This is a genomic window from Guptibacillus hwajinpoensis (assembly GCF_005144865.1).
GTDB lineage: Bacteria > Bacillota > Bacilli > Bacillales > Guptibacillaceae > Guptibacillus > Guptibacillus hwajinpoensis_A.
This window is the reverse complement of the sequence record NZ_SWFM01000005.1, coordinates 39,921-64,940: the sequence shown is the minus strand read 5'-3', so window position 1 is coordinate 64,940 and position 25,020 is coordinate 39,921. Positions and strand designations below refer to the sequence as shown.

The 25,020-nt window shown below is 38.7% G+C and carries 28 protein-coding genes; 10 read left to right on the top strand and 18 right to left on the bottom strand.

The annotated features are described in order from the left end of the window. Nucleotides 1–51 precede the first annotated feature (51 nt). Nucleotides 52–519, bottom strand: a complete 468-nt coding sequence (locus FBF83_RS15955) for a PCYCGC motif-containing (lipo)protein (RefSeq protein ID WP_136948143.1) — start codon at nucleotides 517–519, stop codon at nucleotides 52–54. 315 nt (nucleotides 520–834) lie between these two features. Here FBF83_RS15955 and FBF83_RS15950 point away from each other — a divergent pair, with 315 nt between their 5' ends. Further along, a complete protein-coding gene (locus tag FBF83_RS15950; protein WP_136948142.1) occupies nucleotides 835–1,266 on the top strand; it encodes an HIT family protein in 432 nt (143 codons plus the stop codon). A 12-nt stretch (nucleotides 1,267–1,278) separates the two neighbouring features. On the opposite strand, the gene FBF83_RS15945 is transcribed toward FBF83_RS15950, so the two are convergent. Continuing rightward, on the bottom strand, nucleotides 1,279–2,178 hold the full coding sequence (locus FBF83_RS15945; protein ID WP_136948141.1) for a hypothetical protein: 900 nt from the start codon (nucleotides 2,176–2,178) through the stop codon (nucleotides 1,279–1,281). A 178-nt stretch (nucleotides 2,179–2,356) separates the two neighbouring features. Here FBF83_RS15945 and serC point away from each other — a divergent pair, with 178 nt between their 5' ends. Beyond that, nucleotides 2,357–3,445: a 3-phosphoserine/phosphohydroxythreonine transaminase gene (gene serC, locus FBF83_RS15940; RefSeq protein ID WP_136948140.1), complete on the top strand. Its 1,089-nt coding sequence runs from the start codon at nucleotides 2,357–2,359 to the stop codon at nucleotides 3,443–3,445. A 129-nt stretch (nucleotides 3,446–3,574) separates the two neighbouring features. After that, complete coding sequence (locus FBF83_RS15935; RefSeq protein ID WP_136948139.1) at nucleotides 3,575–4,093, top strand: tryptophan transporter; 519 nt, start codon at nucleotides 3,575–3,577, stop codon at nucleotides 4,091–4,093. Between the two features lie 38 nt (nucleotides 4,094–4,131). Here the strand turns inward: FBF83_RS15935 and FBF83_RS15930 are convergent, their stop codons facing one another. Both FBF83_RS15930 and FBF83_RS15925 read right to left on the bottom strand, forming a co-directional pair. Then, a complete protein-coding gene (locus tag FBF83_RS15930; RefSeq protein ID WP_136948138.1) occupies nucleotides 4,132–4,530 on the bottom strand; it encodes a YkvA family protein in 399 nt (132 codons plus the stop codon). A gap of 124 nt (nucleotides 4,531–4,654) precedes the next feature. Then, nucleotides 4,655–4,852: a hypothetical protein gene (locus FBF83_RS15925; RefSeq protein ID WP_136948137.1), complete on the bottom strand. Its 198-nt coding sequence runs from the start codon at nucleotides 4,850–4,852 to the stop codon at nucleotides 4,655–4,657. 225 nt (nucleotides 4,853–5,077) lie between these two features. Between FBF83_RS15925 and FBF83_RS15920 the strand changes: the two genes are divergently transcribed. Beyond that, nucleotides 5,078–5,446 carry a YtxH domain-containing protein gene (locus FBF83_RS15920; RefSeq protein ID WP_169525545.1) on the top strand — a complete coding sequence of 123 codons (369 nt, stop codon included), beginning with the start codon at nucleotides 5,078–5,080 and terminating at the stop codon, nucleotides 5,444–5,446. A 72-nt stretch (nucleotides 5,447–5,518) separates the two neighbouring features. Then, on the top strand, nucleotides 5,519–6,091 hold the full coding sequence (locus FBF83_RS15915) for an HTH-type transcriptional regulator Hpr (RefSeq protein WP_136948135.1): 573 nt from the start codon (nucleotides 5,519–5,521) through the stop codon (nucleotides 6,089–6,091). Here the strand turns inward: FBF83_RS15915 and FBF83_RS15910 are convergent. After that, complete coding sequence (locus tag FBF83_RS15910; protein ID WP_136948134.1) at nucleotides 6,088–6,429, bottom strand: DUF1878 family protein; 342 nt, start codon at nucleotides 6,427–6,429, stop codon at nucleotides 6,088–6,090. The two genes, FBF83_RS15915 and FBF83_RS15910, sit on opposite strands and share 4 nt — an antisense overlap. 239 nt (nucleotides 6,430–6,668) lie before the next feature. On the opposite strand from FBF83_RS15910, the gene FBF83_RS15905 reads away from it, so the two are divergent. Continuing rightward, nucleotides 6,669–7,211: a DUF3267 domain-containing protein gene (locus FBF83_RS15905; RefSeq protein ID WP_136948133.1), complete on the top strand. Its 543-nt coding sequence runs from the start codon at nucleotides 6,669–6,671 to the stop codon at nucleotides 7,209–7,211. Between the two features lie 134 nt (nucleotides 7,212–7,345). On the opposite strand, the gene FBF83_RS15900 is transcribed toward FBF83_RS15905, so the two are convergent. Continuing rightward, nucleotides 7,346–7,942: a YpmS family protein gene (locus tag FBF83_RS15900; protein ID WP_136948132.1), complete on the bottom strand. Its 597-nt coding sequence runs from the start codon at nucleotides 7,940–7,942 to the stop codon at nucleotides 7,346–7,348. 117 nt (nucleotides 7,943–8,059) lie between these two features. Between FBF83_RS15900 and FBF83_RS15895 the strand changes: the two genes are divergently transcribed. Together FBF83_RS15895 and FBF83_RS15890 are read left to right on the top strand one after the other, a co-directional pair. After that, nucleotides 8,060–8,248, top strand: coding sequence for a hypothetical protein (locus FBF83_RS15895; RefSeq protein WP_211201486.1), 189 nt, complete (start codon nucleotides 8,060–8,062; stop codon nucleotides 8,246–8,248). A 579-nt stretch (nucleotides 8,249–8,827) separates the two neighbouring features. Further along, nucleotides 8,828–9,730 carry a peptidylprolyl isomerase gene (locus tag FBF83_RS15890; RefSeq protein ID WP_136948131.1) on the top strand — a complete coding sequence of 301 codons (903 nt, stop codon included), beginning with the start codon at nucleotides 8,828–8,830 and terminating at the stop codon, nucleotides 9,728–9,730. A gap of 41 nt (nucleotides 9,731–9,771) precedes the next feature. Here the strand turns inward: FBF83_RS15890 and FBF83_RS15885 are convergent, their stop codons facing one another. The 9 genes from FBF83_RS15885 to FBF83_RS15845 all read right to left on the bottom strand — a co-directional run bounded on the left by FBF83_RS15885 (nucleotide 9,772) and on the right by FBF83_RS15845 (nucleotide 20,931). Then, complete coding sequence (locus tag FBF83_RS15885) at nucleotides 9,772–10,047, bottom strand: sporulation YhaL family protein (RefSeq protein WP_276528445.1); 276 nt, start codon at nucleotides 10,045–10,047, stop codon at nucleotides 9,772–9,774. A gap of 84 nt (nucleotides 10,048–10,131) precedes the next feature. Next, on the bottom strand, nucleotides 10,132–11,418 hold the full coding sequence (locus FBF83_RS15880; RefSeq protein WP_136948130.1) for an MDR family MFS transporter: 1,287 nt from the start codon (nucleotides 11,416–11,418) through the stop codon (nucleotides 10,132–10,134). Nucleotides 11,419–11,501: 83 nt separating this feature from the next. Next, a complete protein-coding gene (gene yhaM / locus FBF83_RS15875; RefSeq protein ID WP_136948129.1) occupies nucleotides 11,502–12,467 on the bottom strand; it encodes a 3'-5' exoribonuclease YhaM in 966 nt (321 codons plus the stop codon). Nucleotides 12,468–12,537: 70 nt separating this feature from the next. After that, the gene (locus FBF83_RS15870) at nucleotides 12,538–13,899 is read right to left on the bottom strand and encodes a sensor histidine kinase (RefSeq protein WP_136948128.1); all 1,362 of its coding nucleotides are present in this window, start codon (nucleotides 13,897–13,899) and stop codon (nucleotides 12,538–12,540) included. Further along, the gene (locus FBF83_RS15865; protein ID WP_136948127.1) at nucleotides 13,896–14,561 is read right to left on the bottom strand and encodes a response regulator transcription factor; all 666 of its coding nucleotides are present in this window, start codon (nucleotides 14,559–14,561) and stop codon (nucleotides 13,896–13,898) included. Before FBF83_RS15865 ends, FBF83_RS15870 begins: the two co-directional genes overlap by 4 nt. A 14-nt stretch (nucleotides 14,562–14,575) precedes the next feature. Next, nucleotides 14,576–17,356, bottom strand: coding sequence for an ATP-binding protein (locus FBF83_RS15860; protein ID WP_136948126.1), 2,781 nt, complete (start codon nucleotides 17,354–17,356; stop codon nucleotides 14,576–14,578). After that, nucleotides 17,353–18,597 (bottom strand): metallophosphoesterase family protein, encoded by a 1,245-nt coding sequence (locus tag FBF83_RS15855; RefSeq protein ID WP_136948125.1) that lies wholly within the window; start codon nucleotides 18,595–18,597, stop codon nucleotides 17,353–17,355. The genes FBF83_RS15860 and FBF83_RS15855 overlap by 4 nt, the downstream gene beginning before the upstream one ends. Before the next feature lie 188 nt (nucleotides 18,598–18,785). Continuing rightward, nucleotides 18,786–20,039 carry an ABC transporter permease gene (locus tag FBF83_RS15850; RefSeq protein ID WP_136948124.1) on the bottom strand — a complete coding sequence of 418 codons (1,254 nt, stop codon included), beginning with the start codon at nucleotides 20,037–20,039 and terminating at the stop codon, nucleotides 18,786–18,788. Next, the gene (locus FBF83_RS15845; RefSeq protein WP_136948123.1) at nucleotides 20,032–20,931 is read right to left on the bottom strand and encodes an ABC transporter ATP-binding protein; all 900 of its coding nucleotides are present in this window, start codon (nucleotides 20,929–20,931) and stop codon (nucleotides 20,032–20,034) included. The genes FBF83_RS15850 and FBF83_RS15845 overlap by 8 nt, the downstream gene beginning before the upstream one ends. Before the next feature lie 147 nt (nucleotides 20,932–21,078). Here FBF83_RS15845 and FBF83_RS15840 point away from each other — a divergent pair, with 147 nt between their 5' ends. After that, nucleotides 21,079–21,264 carry a YhzD family protein gene (locus FBF83_RS15840; protein ID WP_136948122.1) on the top strand — a complete coding sequence of 62 codons (186 nt, stop codon included), beginning with the start codon at nucleotides 21,079–21,081 and terminating at the stop codon, nucleotides 21,262–21,264. Between the two features lie 328 nt (nucleotides 21,265–21,592). Here FBF83_RS15840 and FBF83_RS15835 read toward each other — a convergent pair whose 3' ends face one another. Further along, the gene (locus tag FBF83_RS15835; RefSeq protein WP_136948121.1) at nucleotides 21,593–23,074 is read right to left on the bottom strand and encodes an aldehyde dehydrogenase family protein; all 1,482 of its coding nucleotides are present in this window, start codon (nucleotides 23,072–23,074) and stop codon (nucleotides 21,593–21,595) included. Between the two features lie 183 nt (nucleotides 23,075–23,257). Continuing rightward, nucleotides 23,258–24,109, bottom strand: coding sequence for a Cof-type HAD-IIB family hydrolase (locus FBF83_RS15830; protein WP_136948120.1), 852 nt, complete (start codon nucleotides 24,107–24,109; stop codon nucleotides 23,258–23,260). Nucleotides 24,110–24,251: 142 nt separating this feature from the next. On the opposite strand from FBF83_RS15830, the gene FBF83_RS15825 reads away from it, so the two are divergent. Then, on the top strand, nucleotides 24,252–24,527 hold the full coding sequence (locus tag FBF83_RS15825; RefSeq protein WP_136948119.1) for a hypothetical protein: 276 nt from the start codon (nucleotides 24,252–24,254) through the stop codon (nucleotides 24,525–24,527). 85 nt (nucleotides 24,528–24,612) lie between these two features. On the opposite strand, the gene FBF83_RS15820 is transcribed toward FBF83_RS15825, so the two are convergent. Then, nucleotides 24,613–24,981, bottom strand: a complete 369-nt coding sequence (locus FBF83_RS15820) for a YlbF family regulator (protein WP_136948118.1) — start codon at nucleotides 24,979–24,981, stop codon at nucleotides 24,613–24,615. Between the last annotated feature and the right edge of the window lie 39 nt (nucleotides 24,982–25,020).

Sequence of the window (25,020 nt, the reverse complement as noted above, 5' to 3'; positions counted from 1 at the left end):
CTTTATTTTAACAAATTTTTTGTGGACGGGTGAAGTAAGGGTTAAACTGATTTATACTTCAGGAGTTGGCGTCGGCGTACCATATCCGTCTTTATACGCTTTATCAATTCGTTCTCTAATTTCTTTCACAGTTTTTCCTTCATTAGACCAACTCATTGATTGAACTGCAATATCAAGACAAACGCCGCATTTTGTACCATGATCATCCCACGTAACTTCGCTATCATCCTGATTATTTATAAAACAATCATAGTTGCTTGTATGCCCAGCAGTTTCCCCACATCCGCAGTAACAGGGAATGGATTCTAGCAGATCTTTATTTTGTGCAACTTCTGCATATATAATTTTGACAGTATCCTGCTTATTTTCAAGAAATGATGGAAGTATGTCTTTATCAGCCGTCGTTTCTCTTATATCCCCATTTACCATATGTGTCTCATTGTGGTCTTCACTTCCGCAACCTGAGATGATCCCAAGAACAAATATACCGACACATGCTGACATTCTGATTCTCTTCATCTTTTATCCCCTCCGACTCATCTATCTGTCCATATCTTATCGTGTTTTGGAAGGAGTTTCTAGAAACCCTCATCGAAGTTCGTAAAACATTTGAAAATAGTTGAATAGATCAATGAATTTGCGAACATCCTTATAGAGAGTGTGACGTCTTCCCTGAAATAAGTTACACTCAGGGCTCTGCACCCCCGGCAGAGCCCATTTGCTTTGTTTTCTAGAGTATTTTACTACTAATTTATTATTTCTAGTAAAGTGAAATAGTCTTAACTGATAGAAAATTATGGTACGATAAATAAAAAGATTGAAAGGATGATGATGATGAGCCATTCACCAGATTGCATTTTCTGTAAAATTATTAACGGAGACATTCCCTCTGCGAAAGTGTATGAGAATGATGATGTACTTGCCTTTCTTGACATTACACAAGTAACGGAAGGACACACCCTTGTCATTCCGAAAAAACACCAACAAAACATCTACGAACTCGAACCTGAAACAGCATCAAAGCTCTTTGCTGCTGTACCTGAAATTGCTAATGCTTTGAAAGCGAATTTCGCACCTCAAGGCATGAACATTCTAAATAATAATGAAGTTATCGCAGGTCAGTCAGTGTTCCATTATCACCTACACTTGATCCCTCGTTACGGTAAGGGAGATGGATTTGGTGCGGTATGGAAAACACATGAAAATGATTATGATGCTGATACATTACAGCGTCTTGCAGAGGGTGTTCGTTCGCAATATCAGTGAAAAGGAGACCCATTAAGGTCTCCTTTTTCTTTGTGATCGCGTCATATTTTTTAACGTATGAAATCCATTTGGTTCGATCCAATCTGGATGATCAAACGTTTCATCTAAATCCTTTAACATCCTCGTCATTTTCTTTCGCAAACTACCATTCCATCTTAATTCATGAATAAATTCTTCTCGATGTCCACCGTAACCTATCAATGATTTCAACTCATTTAACAAGTCAGCCTGCCACATAGAAGGAAGCTTCGACTCCCCTGGTATATCCATAAATCGAACAAATGAACCTTGTCTAAGATAGGCATGGGGATAGTAATATGCATAGACTCGTTCGAAATGCTCTCCTGTTTTAAGCGTTAACTTCCCGTTTTGGTGTTCCCTAAGAACATAACTGCCTTCAGTACGATTTAACAATTCTAGCTGTTCCCGATCAACGAATGTTACCCAGACCTCTGTTTTAGCTCCTTTTACTGGAGCAATCACAGCAGGAAGAGCTCCATAAGGCGCAAGAAATGATCCCGCTACAACGTCAGTATCCGTAATTTCTGCACGATAATACAGAATGAAATCATTTAAATCTGGGTTTAGGCTAAATTTGTATCTTAACTGTGCAAGACACACATTCGACCCGTATGCTAGCAATGGAATTCGATCTTCAATTGGAGTCAAACCTTCCTTCCTTACTAACTCCTCTACCGTATATTGCTCAGAAGAAGAGAATGCCAATGAGCCTGAAACATCTTCTCCTCTTGCATAATGAACGATCTGCTTCTCAACAGGTACATTTTCTTTCTCCTCGATTCGATGCGCTTTCCCTTTATGGTAGAGAAAAGAGGAAGAAGGTCTTGGACCGGGATAAATATCTGGATGATCATAAGGCCCAATAAGTGTTGGCTTGTTTTCTCGATACATTCTTCAATACACCACTTTCTGTTCATTCGATTCTACAAGAATAGCAAAATTTGCAATAAGAGCAAATGCTAAATATTCAAAAAGAATAGAAAAAAACATAGCAACGTTGATTCTTTTAATGATAGGATAATGACAAGTAAAATCAAGTCGCATTACATCGCTAAAGGAGTGTCTACTAGTGGAACGTCGTTATAATTTCAACGCTGGTCCTTCAGCATTACCTCAGGAAGTGCTGGACCACGCTCAATCAGAGCTTCTCAGCTATCAGCAACTTGGCATGTCGATCATGGAATTCAGTCACCGCAGCAAAGAATACCAGAAGATTCATGACGGAGCGAACGAACTGTTAAGAGAATTATTAAACATACCAGATGATTATGAGGTGCTTTTTCTACAGGGTGGAGCAAGCCTACAGTTCTCAATGATCCCTATGAACTTTCTCACTGAAGGTAAGCAAGGTAACTATCTTATTACTGGAAGCTGGTCCCAGAAAGCACTAAATGAAGCAGAGAAAGTAGGGCATACATTCATTGGCAGCAGCAGTAAAGACAATGATTTCCGTAGCATTCCTGATATGGATACGATTAAGTATAGTAATCGTGACGCTTACGTTCACCTCACTTCCAACAACACGATCCACGGTACTCAGTGGAAAGGATTTCCAGAAAATTCTCAGTCAAATTTCATTGCCGATATGTCGAGTGATATTCTAAGTCGCTCTCTTCCTATTAACCAATTTAGTCTTATTTATGCTGGCGCTCAGAAGAACCTTGGTCCTGCTGGTGTCACAGTGGTAATACTAAAGAAAGACATGCTTAAGAACGTTCCAGACAACCTTCCAACTATGCTAGACTACCGGACACATGTTGATAAAAAGTCTCTTTATAATACACCACCATCTTTCGCCATTTATATGCTCTCACTTGTACTTCAGTGGACGAAGAAGAAAGGTGGTATTCAAGCAATTGAAAAAATGAACGCAGAAAAAACAAACCTTCTCTACAATACTATTGATGGAAGCAAAGGTTTTTACCACGGAACAGCTGAAAAACAAAGCCGTTCATCCATGAATGTTACATTCAGGCTTCCTGGAAAAGAACTCGAAGAATTATTTCTTAAGGAAGCAGAGGAAGAAGGTTTTGTTGGTCTGAAGGGACACCGTTCAGTTGGCGGCTGTCGAGCTTCACTATACAACGCTGTACCGATTGAATCAGTCCAAGCACTATGCGACTTTATGCACACATTCCATCACAAACACAATATTTAACACTTTAAAATTAGGTAATCGTTTGTTATTATAATTAAAACTAGTTCTTTCGCAGCAGGCAAATAGCGCACTGGTGGAGAGAACACCGTCTTTTGGCGGAGAATGAGATGAGAAGAGGAGAGATTTTTAATGAAAACGAAAAATTTAGTATTAATGGCTTTACTACTTGGGATTGGCACAATTCTTCACGCCATCATACCTGGTCTTATATCTGGAATGAAAAACGATATGCTTCTTACAATGATGTTTCTTGGGATTCTATTGTTTCCTGAACGTAAAAGTGTACTCGTACTTGGTCTTGCAACTGGCGTAATTTCAGCTGCAACAACTACATTTCCAGGTGGACAACTTGCTAACATAATTGATAAGCCGATTACTGCTTTTGCCTTTTTCGGACTTTATCTACTTGTTCAGCGCTTTGGTCAGTCATTAATTACTGCTGGTGTACTAACTGCAATTGGTACCATGATTAGCGGAGCGATATTCCTTGGAGCAGCACTTGTATTCACAGGACTTCCTGGCGGCGCTGCATTTACAGGATTATTCTTAACTGTAGTTCTTCCAACTGCTGCAGTAAACACCATAGCTATTGTACTAATCTACCCTGTTGTACAATCCATCCTTAAACGAACAAGTTTTGCTTATTAAATAAACATAAGAAAACCGGCCTTAAATGGCCGGTTTTCTTATATTCTAATCCCTGTTTCCCACTCGCGAAACTTTTCTAACTCCTGCTTCAACTGACTTGCAACAAATCCAATAACTGCAACATCGTCAAGCAATCCCACTCCTGCTAAAAGATCGGGTACAGCATCAATTGGGCTAATAAAATAGAGCAATGCACCCACTATCATAATCACAGACTTCTTTGAAATATCTCGATAACTGCCCTTTCTCACTTCCTGTACAAGCCTCGAGAATGTTTTCACATCAACCCACATTTCATCCATGCCTTTTCTACCTTTGTATAGAGCTCCCTTTTTCAATGAGTCAACTGAAATCTCATTAAGTTGATCTTTATCTTTTACAACAGATACAGCTTTTTTTGTCATACGTTTAAATACGCTCTTAACCATTCGATTCATTTTCACACGCTCCTTCGTTACCCTTCTCTCTATAAGATACCTCATTAGAGCGTGTTTCTAACCAAATACACTAAATTTTCTATGTTTGTGAAGTGAAATCCGTGGGGAAAATAATAAATGACTGTTAAAAAAGAAGCATTGCCATCGATACGCCAAGAACTAGAAAGACAATCGCACACGTTCCGAACAAATATGCACTTTTTTGCTTTCGAATCATTTGCTCATTATGAAACGAATATTTTCTTATGAGCAATAACCTACTTATCATTGCCGTAAGTAGTAAACTACCTACAACTATTAGAATGAAGATAAATCCAGCCATATCCGTCCCTCTCCTTTTTGCCATAACGTATACTACAAGGTATATGTGAATACACCTATTTTCATACCCTTATGGAGTTTGGGATTGATAAGCGGCTTATGTTTTTTTACCTCCATCGCTTGAAATGAGTTACAACGAAAAGAAGGAATTTACACGTACGTGGCGAACTATTGTCTAATAAGTCGATGTATTACTAGATAGATTGGATAGGAAAGGATGAGCTCCATGGGAAAAGCTAAAACATTACTAACAGGGTTTGTTTTTGGTGGAATCGTTTCCGCTGCCTCTGTACTTTTAACAACACCAAAATCAGGCAAAGAAGTAATCGCTGACGCAAAAGATAAAAGCGATGATATAAAGGAAGGTTTTACAAGGCTTAAACAGGACCTAAATGAATTAACTGCTCAAGTAAAACAGTTATCTTCAGAGGGTAAAGAAGTGATACAAGAGGTTGCAGCTGACCTTAAACGTTCAATTGCCTCTTATCAGGAGGATATAAAGCCAAATCTTACCAGATTAAAAGATGATGTTGAAGAAATGCAGAAAACCATTGAAACGGTTAAGGATGAAGTAAACAGCCCGGCTCCGAAATAGCCGGCTTTTTTTTCAGATGGACAACAATATTCTAATATAGCTTAAGAGATGATAGAGGTAAAGGAGGAACTTATGAAAGAAAAACAGGATATATCTATTCAAGAAGCAATGATTTTCAGCCACAGAATTGGACAACTAAGCAAAGCACTTTGGAAATCCGTTGAACGCGACTGGCAAGAGTGGCTTAAGCCATTTGATTTGAATATTAACGAGCATCATATTCTTTCAATTGCTTATCACCTTGACGGTTCTTCAATTTCTGATATCGCTAAGTTCGGTGTTATGCATGTTTCAACAGCTTTTAACTTTTCAAAAAAGCTAGAGTCACGGTCCCTTCTAACCTTTTCAAAAAAAGAAAACGATAAACGCAATACATATGTACAGCTAACTGAAAAGGGGGAGAGACTTCTCCAGGAAACATGGAAACATTATTCTCCGAATCGAGATAGCGTCTTGAAAGCATCCATGCCATTACGTGAGCTATACGGCAAGTTCCCTGAGTTCACAGAAATGATGTGTGTCATAAAAAGTCTCTACGGTGAAGACTTTATGGAAATCTTCCAGAAATCGTTCACCAAGCTTGAAAGTGAATTCTCAAAAGAACTCACTGAACAAGGTGTTGAGAATCGCTCATCATCACTTTAGCGATAAGGTGATACTTTTAAAAGGGTCTCCATAAGCTCCTGATAAAGCTTTTCCTGAGCTTTTAAAGCTTTAATTGCTGCAAGTGGGTCCAGTTTAATATTCAACATCCCTACAAAATGCGTGAGCAATGAGGATCGGTTAAGAAGCCCCTCCTCCACTTGTTCATGCATTTTTTTGTTGACTTCTGCGCATAGTTTATACACTTCTATTAATTCTTCTTCTGTAAGCCCCTGTTCGATAACCATACGATAAAATGGGTACTCACCTTCCTCTTTCATCTTAGCAAGTAAGCGCATATGAAATTCAATTTTGTCTAATCGTTTGTGGATGGCTTCCATTCTCAACTTAACTCCTTACTTTGCGATCAATTGTACTTATAGTTTAACGGAATAGGGTCTAAATTGAAATGTATTTTCCAGACTAATCCAGTGCGAAAAAGCGCTGTTTTTGTCAAAAAGATTTTGACTAATTTCTTTACAAAAAAACGTGTTGATTTCTTTACCAAATCGCTGTACAGTATACGAGTATTCAATATTAAAACAAACTTAGAAGAAAGCTACGGAAGCAGGTGACTCTTATGAATTGTTGGAAATCGATTTACCTAAATCGCGAATTTGGAACACATCGATTAACTATTTTCTCTATGCTATTAACACTATTATACTTTATTGCATTTTATCTTGTATTTAGTTTGTTATACCCGACAACAAAACATGCGATTGTACCTATATTACCGTTTCTAGGTTCCTTAGCTGTCCTTTTCCCTATTCATAAGATTATTCACTGGCTTCCTTTAACATTAGCCGGATTGAAAGCAACGATGAAGTTCGAAAAAGGCACTATGGTACCAATGATGCGATGTGAAACGTGCAGTCCAATTTCACGCAATCTCTTTTTGATTGCCGCTCTTTCCCCAGCAGTTATTATTACTGCTGCTGCTATTTCGGCATCAATATATATGCCAACATATGTTTCGTTCTTCTCGATCTTAGCTGCTATTAACCTTGGTTTTAGCTTCAGTGATTTTCTATATGCTTCTCAAGTGCTACGCGCACCTAAAAATGCATATGTAGAAGATCGAAGTGAAGGATTTCACATCCTCATTAAACAAGCTTCGTAAAAACGATAGTATGATTTTAGATAACAAGAGAACAGAGCGCTGAAGATCAGCGCTCTGTTCTTTTGTATTTGGGACACAGTCGTCAGTATTGAATTCTCATAAGACTTCCTTCATAATAACATTAGGACAACGAACTACTTAATAGGATAGTAGGCATCAAATATGATTTTATCGTTTGGAAGATCGAATGATCGAGCTTTAAGCTTCATATCATTCTTTAGCTCTAGATCGCTTACAGCTATGTAGATTGTCCCTTTATCTGAATCAATTGTTATTTCAGGCGGAAGTGAGGCCTGTTTTTTTATAAATGAGAGAACTTTATCACTTGGGAGCTCTAAAAGGCCAATTTGAAAGGATTTTTCTTTTAACAAAAGATCACCGTTCGGTTGAACCTGTGGCTCAAATTTCAAAAAGAAATCAACCTTTCGATCAAATATCGTCACGTAGCCTTGAAAGGTAGCAAGTTCATTGAGGTTAACACTATATCCAATGTTCTCTTGCTTTTGACTATACTTCTCAAGCTCTCGATTGATCGTTTCATTTAGTTCATCTTTCTTCATCTGTATGGAAAATGTCGTTTCAAAAGATTCTTCCTTGTTTCTCTCGTTTGAGAGTTTGGCAATTTCACTTTCAGGAAAATAGTATTGATAGAATCCTATTACTCCCGCCAATATGAGGATGACAGTAGCGAAAAGAAGAATAAAGGCCGTCTTCCATCGGTTTTTAAACATTTCTAACAGCTCCTTGTGGGACGAATATTCTCCATCATACTACGGATAGAGAGTTTAGTTAAAGTAAATCGTTATATATTCTTCGAATTTTCGAAATGGACTCTGGGAGGTTCTTACATGACTATTATTGGAATTTTCTTCATCCTATTTGCAACGTTCATTCTAGTAACATTTAATTCCATGACAAATGCTCTTTGCTTAAAGAAAAATATACCTGAGGAAAAACAACCTAATGTATTTAGAACGATTAATGTTCTTATTACCATTTTGCTAATTTCTTCATATGTAGAAGTTCTTTTCACTTAGCAGCTGACCTAAAAGATGAGGCAATCATGCCTCATCTTTTTTTCGTAGAAATTGTCGCTATAAGAGTGAGTTAATTTCCGCTCCAGGATGCTCGCTTTCCGCGGGGCGGGCGGTGAGCCTCCTCGGCGCACAAAAACATTGCGCCTGTGGGGTCTCACCTGTCCCGCTAATCCCGCAGGAGTCGAGCATCCTTCCGCTCCAATTAGCTAAGAGTGGTGTTTTATACAATGATAATCTCAAAATCACAACCTTTTAGAAAGAGCCATTTTAAAGGAGTTTTTGTGTAAAGTAATTCTCACATCAAAGTTGATTGGAGCGCCTAAGGGATCGGGGGAAAATCAACCACTACTCTTATTACAATACAACAATATTTACAGCTTTTTAGTAAGATAGTCCATTTGTCGCAGTATGATAACCTGCTCCGCACATAATTTTATCAATTTCCGTAAATTTTGCCTCTTTTATGTAATTTTTCTCATATTTCCAAATCAATTTAACTTACCATATCTTTCTATGCTATAGTATTAACTGTATCACAAACAGATTAAATATAACTAACCCTTTAGGAGTGTATCTTTGATGAAAAAAATGTTCATTATGCTTTCAGTTTTGATTGCAATGCTAGCTATCTCTGCATGCAGTAATGATTCTGCTGATAACTCAGAAGTCGTTGTAGAGACAAGTGCTGGCGATGTAACCAAAGAAGAATTCTATCAAGCAATGAAAGACCAATCCGGTGAGGCCGTATTAAGCGATTTAGTACAAACTAAAATTCTTGAAGATAAATATGACGTTTCTGATAAAGAAGTAGATGCGGAACTCGAGAAGATTAAGGAAAATTTCGAAACAGACGAACAGCTAGAACAAGCACTACAATCTAATGGATACAAAGATCTTGAACAGTTTAAAGTAGATGTACGCAAACAGCTTCTCGCTCAGAAAGCTGCTACTGAAGGTGTTGAAGTAACTGATGAAAAGCTAAAAGATTTCTATGAGAATAACAAAAATCTCTTTACTGAATTAGAAGCAAGTCACATTCTTGTAGATGATGAGAAAACAGCTAAAGAAGTTCAAAAGAAGCTTGAAGATGGCGGTGACTTTGCGAAGCTTGCGAAGGAATACTCTAAAGACGGTTCAGCTGAAAATGGCGGAGAACTTGGTATCTTCAAAAAGGGTGACATGGTAGCTGAATTCGAAGAAGCAGCATTCGCTCTAAAAGAAGGCGAAGTTAGTGATATCGTGCAATCACAATTCGGCTATCACATCATTAAGCTAAAGAGTAAAACGGTTAAACCATTTAAAGAAGCTAAAGATCAAGTTGAAGAGCAATATATGTTACAAAATGCAAAAGACGTTCCAACTGTCATTGATAAGCTAATCCAGGACTCTGACATTAAAGTGAAGGACGATCAATTCAAAGATCTCTTTGAGAAAGAAGCTGCTGAAGAAGAATCAGATGCTAACAAAGATTCCAAAGAATAATTTAAAAAACGAAAGGGCCTTTGCGCCCTTTCGTTTTTTTATTAATTATCGGTAGCTTGCTTCCTTCGTTTACGCTCATCTTCCATTCTCTCGACATAAACACGGCCTTCTTCTTCAATATGAATCTGGTCTACTTTTCTCTCTTCTGCTGTCAGTTGCATTGTTTTATAGCCGCTGTAAATAATTCCTGCTAATACAAAATAAAGCCACCATGGGAAACTGGAGAAAAAGCCAGATAAAGTCGAAGAAATCTCAGTAAGCTGAAGAACACTAAGGATAAATAGAAAGCCAAGTATAATAAGAACACCTTTCCTCAACGCAAGCCACTTCCTTTCCTACTCTCGTACAAGCTCATTTGATTACTACACTGTATGAAAGAATAGAGGGGATTATGCCTCAGGTTACATTTCGGATGGAATTTGATTTACCTCCTGTTGACTACGAAGCTTAAACATTACACCGTAGATTAACGCTGCACCTACAGCGAGTATACTAATGAGATAAAAAGTCATTTGAAAACCTATTAATGCTGTCATTGGTATCGCTGCTGGTGCTAGTGTCCTTCCAATTGTAAAACGAAGGCTTCCAGCAGCGAAATATTGACCGCGCATGTGCTCAGGTGCAAGTCTTGACACAAACCCTTCTTGAATACCAACAACCATGAGCTCTCCCAAAGTGAAAACAAACATTGCTATTGCAAGCATCCACACGTGATTCGTATGACCAAACATAACCATACTTAAAGCATAAATTAGACATGAAGCGATAAAGACATTTCGCTCCTTATACCTGCTCATTTTTGTTGTCATATATACAGTTAGTAAAGCGACTAATAGTCCATTTTCTGAAATAAGCCAGCTGAAAATACGGTTTCCATCAGCACTAATATTGAAATTGAATAATGATAGCACAGGTTGTTCTGGTACTGCTTCACTTAGATAGACAGCGATTAACAAGTCTAGCTGCATGAACGTTTGAGCTACAAGAATTCCTGCAAGAATAAATAAAAGAAAAACTTTATCCTGCACAATAATCCTGTAGTCCCTAAGCTGATCCCAAATAAAGCTTGTCCACTTTGTGGAAGACTCAGAAACGAGTTTCTTTTGCATCTTATCGGGAGCTGTTTCTCGAATAAACACTCCAATTAGAGCACTGACACCAAAACTTACGAGTGCCGCTAGTAATAGTAATTCAAACCGGTGTTGAAAGAAAAAAATTCCACCAAGAATTGGTCCAGCCACAACTGATATATTGAGTGCTGTATAAAATACAGCAAAAACGGTATTTCGATCTTTTTCTTCTACGACGTCTGCTACCATTGCATGACTTGCTGGCCAATATAATGATCCAAAAACCCCAAGTATTGAGAAGCTAATAAATGTTAGCATCGGAGAGTCAAACCATGGAGAATTAGCAAGCGCGAATACAATAAACGTTATTCCTTGTCCTATTGCAGAAACAAACATCATTCGTTTTCTTCCATATTGATCTGCACAATAACCACCAACAAGATTAGCAACAACTGCAATTACTTGAGAAAGTACAAGAAGAAGACCTGCCATTCCCTTTCCAAATGAATCAGAAAAATATATCGCCATGAAGGGAAAGAACATCCAGAAAAGAACATTCATCATTCCTTCACCAAACAATCGAATCTTTAAGTTCCGATCCCAATCTTTTATCCTCATATGTTAACCCCCGGTAATTAAAAAGGCGCAAAAAAAAGAGAAACGGCTCTTTAGCTCGTTTCTCTTTCGTTCGCCTGCCTCTTTTAGCTTTCGCCTTTTAAAGCTTCCATCTGTGGCTTGTAGAATGAGCGATTATCAAGAGCGAATACTCGATCAGTGAATTCACCTGGTTCTACTTTATCAAGAGCACGATCAAGCATATTCATTTTGGCATCTATGTTATCAATCATATGAAGGATTTCTGCTTCACGGATCATAGGGGGCTTCGGACTTCCCCACTCTGCTTTCCCATGGTGACTTAGAATGAGGTGTTGAAGAAGCATCACTTCTTCTCCTTCAATTTCTAATTCTTTCGCAGCTTGTCCAATCTCGTTTACCATAATTGAAATGTGACCGAGGAGCTTCCCTTCATTCGTATAGCTTGCAGCAATTGAACCGGATAGCTCAACAACTTTTCCAAGATCATGCAGAATAATGCCTCCATAAAGCAAGTCTGTATCTAACGATGGATAGAGAGCGGAAAGAGATTTAGCAATATCAAGCATGGATACAACATGGTAAGATAATCCCGATACGAACTCGTGATGATTCTTTGTTGCTGCAGGATAAGTGAGAAATTCATTCTGATGCTTTTTAACAAGATGTCGTGTGATTCGCTGAATATTTGGATTGCGCATTTCAAATACATATTGCGTGATCTTCTCCATGATTTCATTTATTTCAAGCGGAGCAGATTCTACGAAATCACTAACTTTAACTTGATCCATATCTGTAGCCAGCCTAATTGTCTTAATTCGAAGCTGGTTGCGCCCTCTATAGTTCGTTACATCACCTTTTACTTTAATAATTTGTTGCGCATCGAAGCTTTCCTCATCATCAGAAGATGCATCCCAAAGCTTCGCTTCAATGTCACCTGACTTATCTTGAAGTATTAACGTTAAGAAAGGCTTTCCGTTGCTGGCCACACCTTTAACTGATGATTTTATTAATAAGTAGTGATCAACCTGATCACCAACACGATAATGACCGATTCCTTTAAATTCCTTCATCTTTCCACCTCCGCGGCAAAATCTATCTACCTAGTATAGCACAGCCTCCATTTATGATAGGACCATTACTTTATTTCTTAATTTCACTTGGGATAATGATTGAAAACACCACTCCATCTTTTAAATTCGTTACTTCTGCTGAACCTTCATGACGCTCTGCAATTTTCTTCACAATAGCAAGGCCTATTCCAAATTGCCCTTTATCCCCTTTTTGGAAGGGTTCAAATAGACGCTCTTTCTCTACTGTTTCGAAAGAAATTTGTTCACCGTCATTGTAAACCTCAACTCTTACCTGATGATCTCTTTGAATAGCAGTTAGTTCTATTTTGCTACTAGCATACCGTAATGCATTTTGAACAAGGTTGTCCATGGCCGTTAGCATTTGTTCGCGTATGGCGGTAATTTCAATATCTTCACCAGATATCGTAAACATCACATCTTCTCGCTGGTACATAAATCGCTCACGAATTTCCTCTGCTAGAACTCCAAATCGAAAGGTTTCAAAGTTACCTTCAGGTTCATCAATGGAATCCAATTTAATATACGTTAGCATTGCCTTTACCCGTTGATCCATTCGATCGGATTCATTTAGAATAATCGTCATCGTATTATCAAGTGAATCTGGCATTACGCCATCTTTAATTGATTGGGCGTAGCTTTTGATAACCATAATCGGGGTTTTTAATTCATGTGAAGCATGTTGGATAAATGTCTTCTGAGCTTTGTCATACCGCATTAAATTCTGTCTCATCAACTCAAACTGATTGGAAAGCTTCTGAAATTCTTCATCACCCTCCCAGCGAAATGGCTCTTTCCAGTTACGGTTTGCTATTTGTTCAAACCGTTCCCCAAGAACAGTTAGGGGTCTTCGTAAATACCTTGCAATCCATGCTGCAGGGAATAGACTTAATAGCAAAGCGAATAGAAGAATAATAATTAATCTCCACCATAGACGATCAATCATCTGGTCGCGGTACGTATCCCACATATATGATATAAAATAGGCTTCCTGTCCATTTACGTCAACTTTAGAGATAACATAAAAAAGGGACGCTTGATCATTATAGGTTAATTCATACCGGGATTTATCCTTTTCTTGATTTAGTGCATTTTTACGCATTTCAATGATTACTTCATCAGGTATAGGATCTCCCTGTAGCGGTCCACTATATAACCTTGTAATTAACGTGTGACCTACTGAACGCTCAGCGTCTCTTCGTTCAATAAAATCTTCATCAGTTTGGGGGGGAAGTGGCCCATCTTGATCTGGAAAGGTATACCTCTGCTGTTCACTCTCAATAATTTGATACGTTTCTTCAGTCAAGGTTCCCTTAATAGATAGTGGATAGATTACTGCAATAACTACCCCAACGAGTAGAACAAGGATCATGAACGATAACCAGATCCGTTTCGTTAAGTTAAGACGAATCATGTAATTAACCGATAACCAAGTCCGTAAGATGTTTCAAGGTTCATTCGTGGCATCTTTTTGCGGACTCGTCTAATGACATCATCGACAGCACGATCGGACCCAACATAATCGTCGCCCCAAACATGAACTAATATTTGTTCTCTCGACAGTGTTTGATTCACATGCTCCACAAGGTATAGAATTAAATCCATTTCCTTCGTTGTTAATTCAACAGGTTCACCACGATCCAGTACTTTACGTGCTATTGGATCAATTTCATATTCAACAATTTCAAATCGCTTTTGTGAAGGTTGGTGATACACTCTATTCAAAAGCTTTTTAGCTCGAATGATTAGTTCTCTTGGCATGAAAGGTTTAGCAATGTAATCATCGCTTCCTAATTCAAGACCTACAATGCGATCAAGATCTTCATCTCTTGCAGATATAAAGATGACCGGAACGTCGTCCTCTGCTTTAATTTTCTTTAATAATTCATAACCGTCTATTCCGGGCAACATTATATCAAGAATCCAAAGATGGCAAGACTCATGAATACTCTCCATAGCCTCTTCACCACTCATAAAAGTTTTTACCTGAAATCCTTCTTTCTCCATATATGTTTTAAGTATTTGCACTAGATTTTCTTCATCTTCGACCAAATGCACTTTATAGGTTTCTTCCATAAACTCACCTCATGTTATTGTACCTTTTTTGTAGAGAATGGCGTACGCTCTAGAACATGAATATTCTCTTCTAGACCCCTGGTCGTGTCCATATGACAAGTTAATAAAATCACCTGATGATCTAGAGAAAACTTCTTTATAAATTCTTTCGCTTTCTCTGTTCGTTTTGCATCAAAATTCACAAAAATATCGTCCAGGAAAATTGGTAATCGTATAGCTGATATAGAAGCAAGAGCAAGTCGAATGCAAAGGTATAGCTGCTCAACAGTTCCCCTGCTAAGCTCAGAGGGCTTGTATCCTTTTCCTTCGCAATGCATCACACGAAAACCCATACCTTCAGTAGGAGGGAAAATGGCAGTATAGCGCCCTTCTGTGATAGATGTGAAATAGTTTTCTGCTCTTTTTAGAACAGCAGGAAGACGCTCTTCTTGATAACGTGCCTTTGCCTTTGTTAAGAGGTCAGATGCCACTTTAAACACCGACCACTTCCACGCTAGAGCGTTCATTTCGTCTTCCTTTTGCTTTTGCTGTAACAAAAGGTCTTCATAGGTCCCATCTTCTATTAATAGATGAATTCGCTCCTGTTCGGTAGCTATATGCTGGTAGGTTTCCTGTTGTTTTTTCATGAGAGAACCTTCTTCACGCTCAATGGCAATGAGTTCGTTCTCTATTTCATCTATTGATGAACGTTCTGTTACTAGATCCGATTCCTCTAACTGTGAATCAATGGTTACAAGTTGATTCATCAGTACTTTTGCTTCCTTTTGGGCATTTCCTTTCACTCTGAAAGCTTCTTCCGTATCCGTTTTTGCCATACTCATTAAATCTTTCATTTCATTTTTGCATGATATAAGCTTTTCGTTAATGTCAGCTAGTTGCGATTCAAGGGATTGGTATTGATCACTTAGCTTTTCAATTTCTCGTATTGCTTCACGCTCTGCATCTGCTTTCTGAAGCAAAAACTGCATTGCATTTTCAGCATGATAATAGGAAATGTTCGTATCATCACATAATTTCTTAATTCCATCTTCAACTACCTTTAAACTGTAGTCAAGTTCTACTAGTTGTCTCTGCATATGATCATAATTCTGTTGACGCTTTTTAATGGAAGTAATTCGATCAACTGCATCCATTACTGAATGAAGGGGAATGCTCTCTGGAAATGTATTGGATGACCTCCATTTTTTAATAGCACTCTCAATTTGATATCGTTCTGCTTCCCAGCGATCTACGTTTTTAGCAGCTTTTATATAAATACGATTTAAGCGATCAATCTGGTCTTTGGCTTGCTCAACTCTCCTTCTGAGCTCAAGATCCTGGATAAGTAACTCATGATCGCTCCCATGGTTATTCTCCTTCGTAAGAGTCATTAGAAAAGCGCCTATAAGGGCTATAGCTGATGCTACCGCTCCAAGAACCCAGCTTTCATATAGACCTAATCCAAGAAAAAGGAGTACCGCGCCAATGACCATCCCGCCCTGCCATTTCTGTTTTCCTCTTGATCCTTTTTTATTACTGATCTTCTCTCTTTCGCTTTCAGACAAAAGCCTTGCCTTTAGCAACTCGTATTCGCTCTCTTCTTTCTCCAGTTCATCTCGTGCTGACAGGAAAGCTTCATTTATATAGCGATACTCCTGATCAGATCGATTGTAATCTTCAATAAGTAGCTTCAGTTCTTCTCTCGCTGTAAAGCTAGTGTTCACCTGAATAACATCTTCTTTTACTAATCCAAGACTCTCTAATTCTTCTTCAAGGATTGAATCGAGAGAAACCATTTCACGTTCAAGTTCTTTCCGTTCTTCTGATCTTGCTCGAAACAGCACCATTTGTTCATTCCAGTATGAAACGTCTTGTAGAAACACTTTCCATTCTGACATGACTTCATAGCTATCAATTTCTTCTTTCATTTTTTGAAGTCTTTTCATCATACTTTCTGATTCTCCAGATAGAAGAACGGCTTGTTCTTTCCACTTATCCATTCTGATTAATCCATCTTCTGGGAATGGTTTAAATTCTGGAAGTTTGTTAAGAAGACTCTCTAATCTACGCTTTTCCTTTAAAAGGGGGAATACCCGCTTTTCCCTTTCAAGTATCCGACGTTCGTTATGCAAGAGCTCTAATCGTTCAGTTTGCTCAGTAACCTGACCTTCCAGTTCCTGTTTATTTTGAACTAACCGATTGTATTCTCCGTTCTTTTTCGCCCATTCACTTGTTTTTTTCTTCAACTTCTCCCAATTTTCAAGTTCCTCGTTTAAAAGAGGCTTTCTACCACCAGGTTTGAAAAGCTCTCCCTGTCGCTTATCAAATGCCTTATCAACTGCTAACAGAGATGCCCCTCCACTCATACCTGCCTCATATAGAACTTGGTTCCATCCGTCTTCATCATAACTTCGATAGTCATTAAGAGTTGTGAGATTGCAAAAGAAAATTTGTCGGAAGCTAGTTCGATTCATCCCTTTTAAAAGTAACTTTAATTCTTCTTCATTACCGGTTGATCCATCAGGGAAATAAATCGTAACATCACCTGAAGCCTTCCCTTTCGTTCGTTCAACAATTATCGTTTCACTATTGCTCTCTAATGTGAGCGTTCCACCAAACCGACTATGATGATTCAATTCATAACTTTCATCCTGACGCGAAGGAAACCCAAACAAAATCGATTCAATGAAAGCAATAAGAGTCGATTTACCAGCTTCATTTTCACCGTAAACAAGTTGTATATTAGAAGAGATATCCGTCATTTGATAATCTTCAAATTTGCCAAAGCTATAAATGTGCAATTCGAGAAGCTTCACTTAACATCACCTCCATTATTCTCAATCAGGTATGAAAGCAACAGTTCCTCAGCTTCTTTCATCAGCTGATCTTGATTGTCAATAGACTCAAGCGCTTTTCTCGCTCGCCTGTGTTCAAATAAAGGTGCCAGCGCTTCTTGAAAATGATTGTTCACATAATTATCTGAAGTAACAAGAATGTCCTGCATAAACCCATCTTGTTGTTTTAAGACTTCTCGATCCCATGCAGGCTTTGATTTCAAAGAGAATTTATACGGCCAAACAAAATTATTCTCTTCCATATCTCGGTTTAATTGAAGCGCCTGAAGAAGATCCTCTAGCTGATCTTCTTGAAGTAGTTGCGTATGTAAGTGACTAATGCCAATAAGCTCAATTTCTATTAAATGCCCTCCAGAAGCATAGGTATCTTGATCCAAAAGCTCCTCACAAGCCTGCAAAAGACCTTGCATTGTTTCATATTGCCCCAAATCGATAGCTTGTCGGTGCCATGTAACATCAGATGTTTGATGAAAAGAGGTGTATGAAGATGCTTCGCTTAACGTTACAAGATAGCATCCTTTAACTCCTGTTTCCTTCCTATGTGCACCTTGTATGTTTCCGGGATAGATCACAGGAGGCTCTTCTAAAAGCTGTGCTCGCTGATGGATATGACCAAGAGCCCAGTAATCAAAACCTTTTTCCACTAATTCATTGAGAGAAAACGGAGCGTATGAAGAGTGCTCTGTCTGTCCCTCAAGATTTCCATGAAGCATCCCTATTTGGAAAGTTTTTTCCTCCAATCTATTATATTGATCGATCATCTTTTCATTTACATGACGTGACGGATAACTAAAGCCGTGAATATGAGCAAGTCTTTTGCCATTTCGCTCAAATGGAATCGCTTCTACATTGCTCGGGAAGAAGTAACTACTTTCTGGCCATGTTAAATTTACCCATTCTCCATCAAGCGCATCATGATTTCCATGTGACAAATAGCTATTAATTCCGGCATCATGCAATCTCTGTAATTCTTTTAAAAGTGTCATCTGCGCCTTAAGACTTCTATAGCTTGTATCAAATAAATCCCCTGCAAAAAGGACAAAATCGACTTTATTAGATAGTGCAAGATCAACAATGCGCCTTAGCGAACGATAAGCACTATCTCTTACAAACTCGTGCAAAGAATTTGGAAGTCGATTGGCACCGGAAAAAGGTCTGTCTAAATGGAGATCCGCGCAGTGCAGGAAGGATATTGCCGTCATTATTCATCTCTCCTTCATATGCTCTCTTTACCTACTAGTTTACCATATTCAAGCGAGCGCACGTTCGCACAACCTTACATTTATAATCTCCAAAAATGCTCTGTGATTAACCCTCAACTAAGCCATACAAACTTAAAAAGTCATCCGGTACGTTATGCCGGATGACTTTTAATAAAACCAGGGACGGGCTACCGTTCTTTCCTGGATAATTTCAATGCTTTTCCTATATCTTTTAACGAAGATGATTTGCCATACATCAATACTCCACCTCGATAAACTCTGGCACCAAGTATTCCAAATACAATAATTGTCCCGATAAGCAGTGCAAGACTAATTGCGACTTCCCAAAATGGAATGGCAAGCATACCAACTCGTAAAAACATGACGACTGGAGTAAAGAACGGAATATATGATGCAATTGTTACGAAAGGAGAAGAAGGTGTACCTAGCCCAAACATTGCGATAAAGAAAGCAATAATGATCAAAAATTGAATAGGCATAATAAGCTGTTGGACTTCTTCTGCTCGACTTACTAAAGATCCGACCATTGCAAGAATTGTAGCATAGAGCAAATAACCAAGAACGAAGAACACAATCGCATAAACAACAAGTGAAACAGTTAAATTACTAAAATCGAGAAATGAAAGAAAACCAGTTTGTGATACTTCTTCATCTTGTAGCTGCATAAAGAGGTATCCACTTAAAATAATAATCGTATATTGCGTTAAACCTAGTAGAGCTATACCAAGAATTTTCCCAAACATTTGCTTTACTGGAGATACACTCGAAATCAAGATCTCCATTACCCTAGAAGATTTTTCTGTTGCCACTTCCACAGCTACCATATTGCCATAGAAAATTACTGAGAAATAAATAACAAACAAAAGCACATAAACAAACACTCTCGCTTGATTCAATTCTTCTTCTGTCTTTGCACCTTTTTCAAGCGCTACTTTCTCAAATTGAACAGGCTGATCAATTTCAAGAAGCTGCTTTTGTGTTACCCCAGCACTCTCTGCAGCAATGGAGCTCTTAACTTGTTGGAGTGCTGATTCAAGCAATTGAGGCGTGATTTGTTCTGCAACGGTTTCTGCTTTATAGACAGCTGTTGGTTCACCAGCTTCGTTTTCATCTAAAATCAAATAACTATCAAGCTCTCCTTCCTCAATCGCCTGCTGCGCCTCTTTCTCCGTTCCCTCAAACGGTTTTAGAACGAGATTAGACTCCATTTTATCTAATTGCGCCTGAAGCATCGGGAAATAGTTACTGGTTGTGACAACGCCAACTTGATCTTCTTCACTAGTATCAAAGCGATCAATAATAGTGGATATATTTGTTATAAGAAAGATCATTAGTAGCGTAATCACCGTTGTTACGATAAAAGCTTTTGACTTTAACCGATTTAAGTACGTTCGGGAAAGGACGATTAAAAACTTATTCATATGCCGCCCCTACTTTCTCTATAAAAATATCATTCAGGGATGGCTCTTCTAATTCAAACCTTCGAACAAATCCTCTTTCTGTTAATTTATGAAGAACAACTTGAGAAACCTGCTCATCCTCAATTTGGACAACGCTATGATTCAATCCCTGTTTGATACGAAGCACTCCCTCAAGTTCTTCAAGAAAAGCGAGATCAAAATCAACATTAATGAGAATGTTTTTTTTACCATAGGACCGCTTAATCTCCTTCAGGTTACCCGATACCACTGGTGTTCCTTTATGAAGAATACACAAATGTTCACATAGTTCTTCTACATGTTCCATTCGATGACTGGAAAAAAGAATTGTAGTACCTAACTTCTTGAGATCCAGAACAGCGTCTTTCAATACTTCAACATTAACGGGATCAAGACCACTAAACGGCTCATCAAGAATAAGTAATTCTGGTTTATGTATGACCGCTGCAATGAACTGGATTTTTTGCTGGTTACCTTTTGATAATTCTTCCACTTTCTTATCAATGTACTCTGGTACATTAAACCGCTCAAGCCATAAAACTACTTCCTTCTCTACCTCGGATTTCTTCATACCACGTAATTTACCAAGATAAATTAATTGTTCTTTCACTTTCATTTTGGGGTAAAGTCCCCGCTCCTCAGGTAAATAACCAATCACATGACTAGAATCATAAGATATAGCATCATCTTTCCATAAAATATTGCCTTCAGTCTGATCAATGAGACGTAAAAGCATTCGAAACGTTGTTGTCTTTCCAGCACCATTCCCTCCAAGTAGCCCAAAAATCTCATTCTCCGGTATTGATAAATTCAAACCATCTACTGCTGTGAAAGCTCCAAAACGCTTTGTTACATTCTGAAATTGAAGCATAATTCCCCCCTAGTAAATTGACCTCGCTAAACTAACATTACTTTCCATAATTAGTATAACGTCTGATTAAACCAAAAGATTCATTTTTTCAGAAAAAAGTGACAACAAAAAGCACAATCGGTAAAATGGATAATAGCAGGAGGGGATTAAATGGAAAAGTACATTATCACCGCATTCGAAAAAAACGGAACCAATGTCCTAGACGAAAGCTTCGAAGCTCAGGACGACAAAGAAGCCAAAAAAGTCGGCGAAGAACTACTCAAACAAAAAGGACTAGAAAAAAACTCCGCCCGCGTCGTCTCATCACAAGGCAAACTAATTTTGTTTAAAAGATGAAAAGCGGAAGTGGGCGTTTAGACACGACAGGCACTGGAGCCCTATAAATTGAACACGTTCTTTGTGTTCGAGTTATAGGATGAAGTGACCGAGTGTCTGCCCACTGCAGCTGGACACGAAAAGCGGAGGCGAGCGTTTAGAAACGGAGATATTGGAACTCTTGAATGGGAACACGTTCTTTGTGTTCCTATGAAAGAGTGAAATATCGCAGTTTCTGCGAGTCGCAGCTGGACATGAAAAGCGGAAGAGCCCGTTTAGGTCCGACAAGCACTTCAATCCAAACAAAAACCGCCCGTCCATACCTTATGGACGGGCGGTTCTCTTCTTCTTACTTCAAGTTAATCCAAACGCTCTTTACTTCTGTGTAATTGTTCAGTGCGTAAGAGCCCATTTCTCTTCCAATTCCAGACTGCTTGTATCCTCCGAATGGAGAAGCGGCGTCAAATGCATTGTAACAGTTAACCCAAACAGTTCCGGCTTTAATCTTATTTGCTACATAGTGTGCAGATTTCAAGTTTTCAGTCCATAGCCCTGCTGCTAGGCCGTAGTTCGAGTCGTTTGCACGTTCAATTACTTCATCAAGATCTTCGAACGGCATAGCTGCTACAACTGGACCGAAAATTTCTTCTTTCGCAATTGTCATTTTGTCATCAACGTCAGAGAAAATAGTCGGCTGGACATAATAGCCCTTTTCGTATGGAACTTGTCCACCAGTAAGTAGTTCTGCGCCTTCATTCTGCCCTTTAGTAATGTAATTCATTACACGCTGATGCTGCTCTTCTGATACAAGCGGTCCCATTTCCGTATCTGGATCAAGGCCTGCTCCTTGTTTAATCTTTTGACTATGGCTCACTAGGTCTGCCATTACGTTGTCATAAGCTTTCTTTTGGATATACAATCTTGATCCTGCACAACATACCTGCCCCTGATTAAACATAATACCGCTCAAGGCACCTGGTATCGCTTTTGTCATATCAGCATCTGGTAAAATGATATTTGGAGATTTCCCACCAAGCTCTAGCGTTACACGCTTCAAGTCGTTTGATGCCTGACTCATAATATATTTACCAACTGGGGTTGATCCAGTGAAAGCAATTTTGTCCACATTTGGATGTTTAACGAGTGCATCTCCTGCAGTTTCTCCGTATCCAGGTACAACGTTCACAACACCTTCAGGGAAGCCTGCTTCTTCCATTAGCTGAGCCAAGTAAAGAGCAGATAACGGAGTCTGTTCAGCTGGTTTTAAGACAACTGTACATCCAGTCGCAAGTGCTGCACCAAGTTTCCAAGCCGCCATAAGTAATGGGAAATTCCATGGAATGATTTGTCCGACAACACCTAGTGCTTCGTGACGAGTATAGTTAAAAAACGGTCCATTTACAGGAATAGTTTGTCCCATGATTTTGGTTGACCATCCTGCATAATAGCGAAAATGCTCGATTGCAAGAGGAACGTCAGCATTTCGAGTTTCGCGAATTGGTTTACCGTTATCAAGCGTGTCAATCATAGCTAACTCTTCTTTGTTCTCTTCCATTAAATCAGCTAGTTTATAAATTAATCGGCTTCTGGCTGAAGCAGACATACGAGACCATGGACCACTATCAAATGCTTTCCTTGCAGCCATAACCGCTTCATCAATATCGTCTTTCATGGCTTCACTAACTGTTGCTAAAACTTCTCCAGTTGAGGGGTTTAGTGTATCAAATGTTCTTCCTGAGACTGAATCTTTCCATTGACCGTTAATGTAGAGTTGTTTCGTACCTTTCAGAAATTCTGCTACCTTTGGACTCAAATCGAGAATTTTTTGCATACTAACTATCCCTCCAGATAATAAAATTATCAAACGTTATAAATATTAGATATTTTTCCGTGAAAGCCTTTTCATTTTGTAAAAATGCATCGAAAGTCACACAAAAGACGCCTCAATCCCCCTTTATTTGACAAGGTTCGACTAAGGCGTAAAAAATTGATTCTATTCTCAACGCACGAGCGACTATCTTTTTAACTGTACACGCATTTGTCTCCTGAATACTTCCTTCACCATATAAGACACACCTTGTTGGTCATTTGACCGCGTTACCCAATCTGCTAGCCTTTTTAATTCATAGGACGCATTTCCCATTGCAACGCCAAGCCCAGCTTGACGAATCATTTCTGCATCACAATCTGCATCGCCTATTACTACCATTTGATCCACTGATATTCCTAATTTATCACCAAGCAGACGCAATCCCTTTGCTTTTGATACTCCTTTAGGAACGATACCGAAGTTACACTTTGTCGAACGAACGACAGATATTGAAGGAATGCGTTCTTCAAGAAGACGACGAGCTTCTTCTCTTTCCTGTTCATGGAAGAAATGAGCATCGATCTTTGGTGGAGAGAGTTCTTTTTTCTCTAAATAGTCACTAAGCGTTTCTACAAAGTTAACTGGGTAGAAAAGTGGATCACCTATCCCTAGTGTCATTTTTGCCGACAAATAATGGTTATGCTTAACCCGATTCCCTACTGCTAATCGTTCATGAATGATGCGAATATGACAATCGAATTCCTCAAGAATCTTTACAACCTCTCGAACATCTTTGTTTGATATCCTCTCTTCATGAATAGGCTCTTTTACCTGTTCAGCAATGAAAGCTCCACTATGAGTAATGAGAATAGCTTCATCAAGCTTTACTGCCTTCGCAATCTTTTTTGCAGATGCAAAATTGCGACTCGTCGTAAGTGTTACATATACGCCTTTTTCCTGTACATAACTAATTGCATCTTTCGTTTCTTTATCAATCTTATGATTAGACCTAAGCAGGGTTCCATCGATGTCTAAAGCCAGAAGTTTGTATACCATTCGGATCCCTCCTGAACCAAAGTAGTCCTCTTATCACTTAACTCTATGAAGGTTGAATCATGTCCTATCACATAAATTTGAACCAAATGACTTATTGTTAAAATTAGGAGTTTAGAATGGTTGGACCGTGGGAAGTTTTAATATGAAACTACTATTATTACAAATGTATTACAATAGAAGAGAGGGGCAAGTAAGTATGACACAAGGGAAAGAACGCATTCGATTTGACTGCGTTGGTACATTAGAGGAACCGCATGTTTACAAATGTTCAGAATGTGACCATGAATTTCGTGGATTGATTGGTGGGAATGAGAATAGGAATTATGAACTGGATTGCCCTCAATGTGAAGTAACAGAGAGGATTACAACTCAGCCACAGCAGTTTGAAGTAATTGGAGTAATCGAAAACGCTGTCTAGAAATCATCCTAACTAGGAAGCAAGCAAATTAAAAAGAACGCCCGCCATTAGTATGGCGGGCGTTCTTCTATCGTCTTATAACGACTTATTGCTCGGAACCTTCTTCAGGGCTACCGTATAGATCTTCAAGTGGTCTAGTTACGATTTTGTTAACGTCCTGAATAACCTGGCTCATGCGCTGCTCTTGTTGCATTAATTGAGAAATCACTTCGTGCTGCTGTACAAGTTCAACTTGTTGTTGAGCTTTTTGTGCTTCTTCTTCAGTGATTTGCTCACCAGTCATTTGCTTTTGTTGAAGCTCCATCTGCATGTTGCGGAAGTTATCAAATAGTTTCTTTGAAACTTCATCCTGGTTTACTTGATCGTATAGTTCTTTAAGCTTCGTGTAGTCCTCATGCTCACGCATTGCGCTTTCTAGCTCATATGCTACGTCGTATAAATTCTTCTCTGCCATTGTATATACCTCCTTAGTTTGAGGATTATTTCGCTCTCA

Bases quoted from the DNA above. Each gene is read 5' to 3' on its own strand.
- FBF83_RS15955 (WP_136948143.1), bottom strand. From the start codon at position 519: ATGAAGAGAATCAGAATGTCAGCATGTGTCGGTATATTTGTTCTTGGG.
- FBF83_RS15950 (WP_136948142.1), top strand. From the start codon at position 835: ATGAGCCATTCACCAGATTGCATTTTCTGTAAAATTATTAACGGAGAC.
- FBF83_RS15945 (WP_136948141.1), bottom strand. From the start codon at position 2,178: ATGTATCGAGAAAACAAGCCAACACTTATTGGGCCTTATGATCATCCA.
- FBF83_RS15935 (WP_136948139.1), top strand. From the start codon at position 3,575: ATGAAAACGAAAAATTTAGTATTAATGGCTTTACTACTTGGGATTGGC.
- FBF83_RS15930 (WP_136948138.1), bottom strand. From the start codon at position 4,530: ATGAATCGAATGGTTAAGAGCGTATTTAAACGTATGACAAAAAAAGCT.
- FBF83_RS15925 (WP_136948137.1), bottom strand. From the start codon at position 4,852: ATGGCTGGATTTATCTTCATTCTAATAGTTGTAGGTAGTTTACTACTT.
- FBF83_RS15920 (WP_169525545.1), top strand. From the start codon at position 5,078: ATGGGAAAAGCTAAAACATTACTAACAGGGTTTGTTTTTGGTGGAATC.
- FBF83_RS15915 (WP_136948135.1), top strand. From the start codon at position 5,519: ATGAAAGAAAAACAGGATATATCTATTCAAGAAGCAATGATTTTCAGC.
- FBF83_RS15910 (WP_136948134.1), bottom strand. From the start codon at position 6,429: ATGGAAGCCATCCACAAACGATTAGACAAAATTGAATTTCATATGCGC.
- FBF83_RS15905 (WP_136948133.1), top strand. From the start codon at position 6,669: ATGAATTGTTGGAAATCGATTTACCTAAATCGCGAATTTGGAACACAT.
- FBF83_RS15900 (WP_136948132.1), bottom strand. From the start codon at position 7,942: ATGTTTAAAAACCGATGGAAGACGGCCTTTATTCTTCTTTTCGCTACT.
- FBF83_RS15895 (WP_211201486.1), top strand. From the start codon at position 8,060: ATGACTATTATTGGAATTTTCTTCATCCTATTTGCAACGTTCATTCTA.
- FBF83_RS15890 (WP_136948131.1), top strand. From the start codon at position 8,828: ATGAAAAAAATGTTCATTATGCTTTCAGTTTTGATTGCAATGCTAGCT.
- FBF83_RS15880 (WP_136948130.1), bottom strand. From the start codon at position 11,418: ATGAGGATAAAAGATTGGGATCGGAACTTAAAGATTCGATTGTTTGGT.
- yhaM (WP_136948129.1), bottom strand. From the start codon at position 12,467: ATGAAGGAATTTAAAGGAATCGGTCATTATCGTGTTGGTGATCAGGTT.
- FBF83_RS15870 (WP_136948128.1), bottom strand. From the start codon at position 13,899: ATGATTCGTCTTAACTTAACGAAACGGATCTGGTTATCGTTCATGATC.
- FBF83_RS15865 (WP_136948127.1), bottom strand. From the start codon at position 14,561: ATGGAAGAAACCTATAAAGTGCATTTGGTCGAAGATGAAGAAAATCTA.
- FBF83_RS15855 (WP_136948125.1), bottom strand. From the start codon at position 18,597: ATGACGGCAATATCCTTCCTGCACTGCGCGGATCTCCATTTAGACAGA.
- FBF83_RS15850 (WP_136948124.1), bottom strand. From the start codon at position 20,039: ATGAATAAGTTTTTAATCGTCCTTTCCCGAACGTACTTAAATCGGTTA.
- FBF83_RS15840 (WP_136948122.1), top strand. From the start codon at position 21,079: ATGGAAAAGTACATTATCACCGCATTCGAAAAAAACGGAACCAATGTC.
- FBF83_RS15835 (WP_136948121.1), bottom strand. From the start codon at position 23,074: ATGCAAAAAATTCTCGATTTGAGTCCAAAGGTAGCAGAATTTCTGAAA.
- FBF83_RS15830 (WP_136948120.1), bottom strand. From the start codon at position 24,109: ATGGTATACAAACTTCTGGCTTTAGACATCGATGGAACCCTGCTTAGG.
- FBF83_RS15825 (WP_136948119.1), top strand. From the start codon at position 24,252: ATGAAACTACTATTATTACAAATGTATTACAATAGAAGAGAGGGGCAA.
- FBF83_RS15820 (WP_136948118.1), bottom strand. From the start codon at position 24,981: ATGGCAGAGAAGAATTTATACGACGTAGCATATGAGCTAGAAAGCGCA.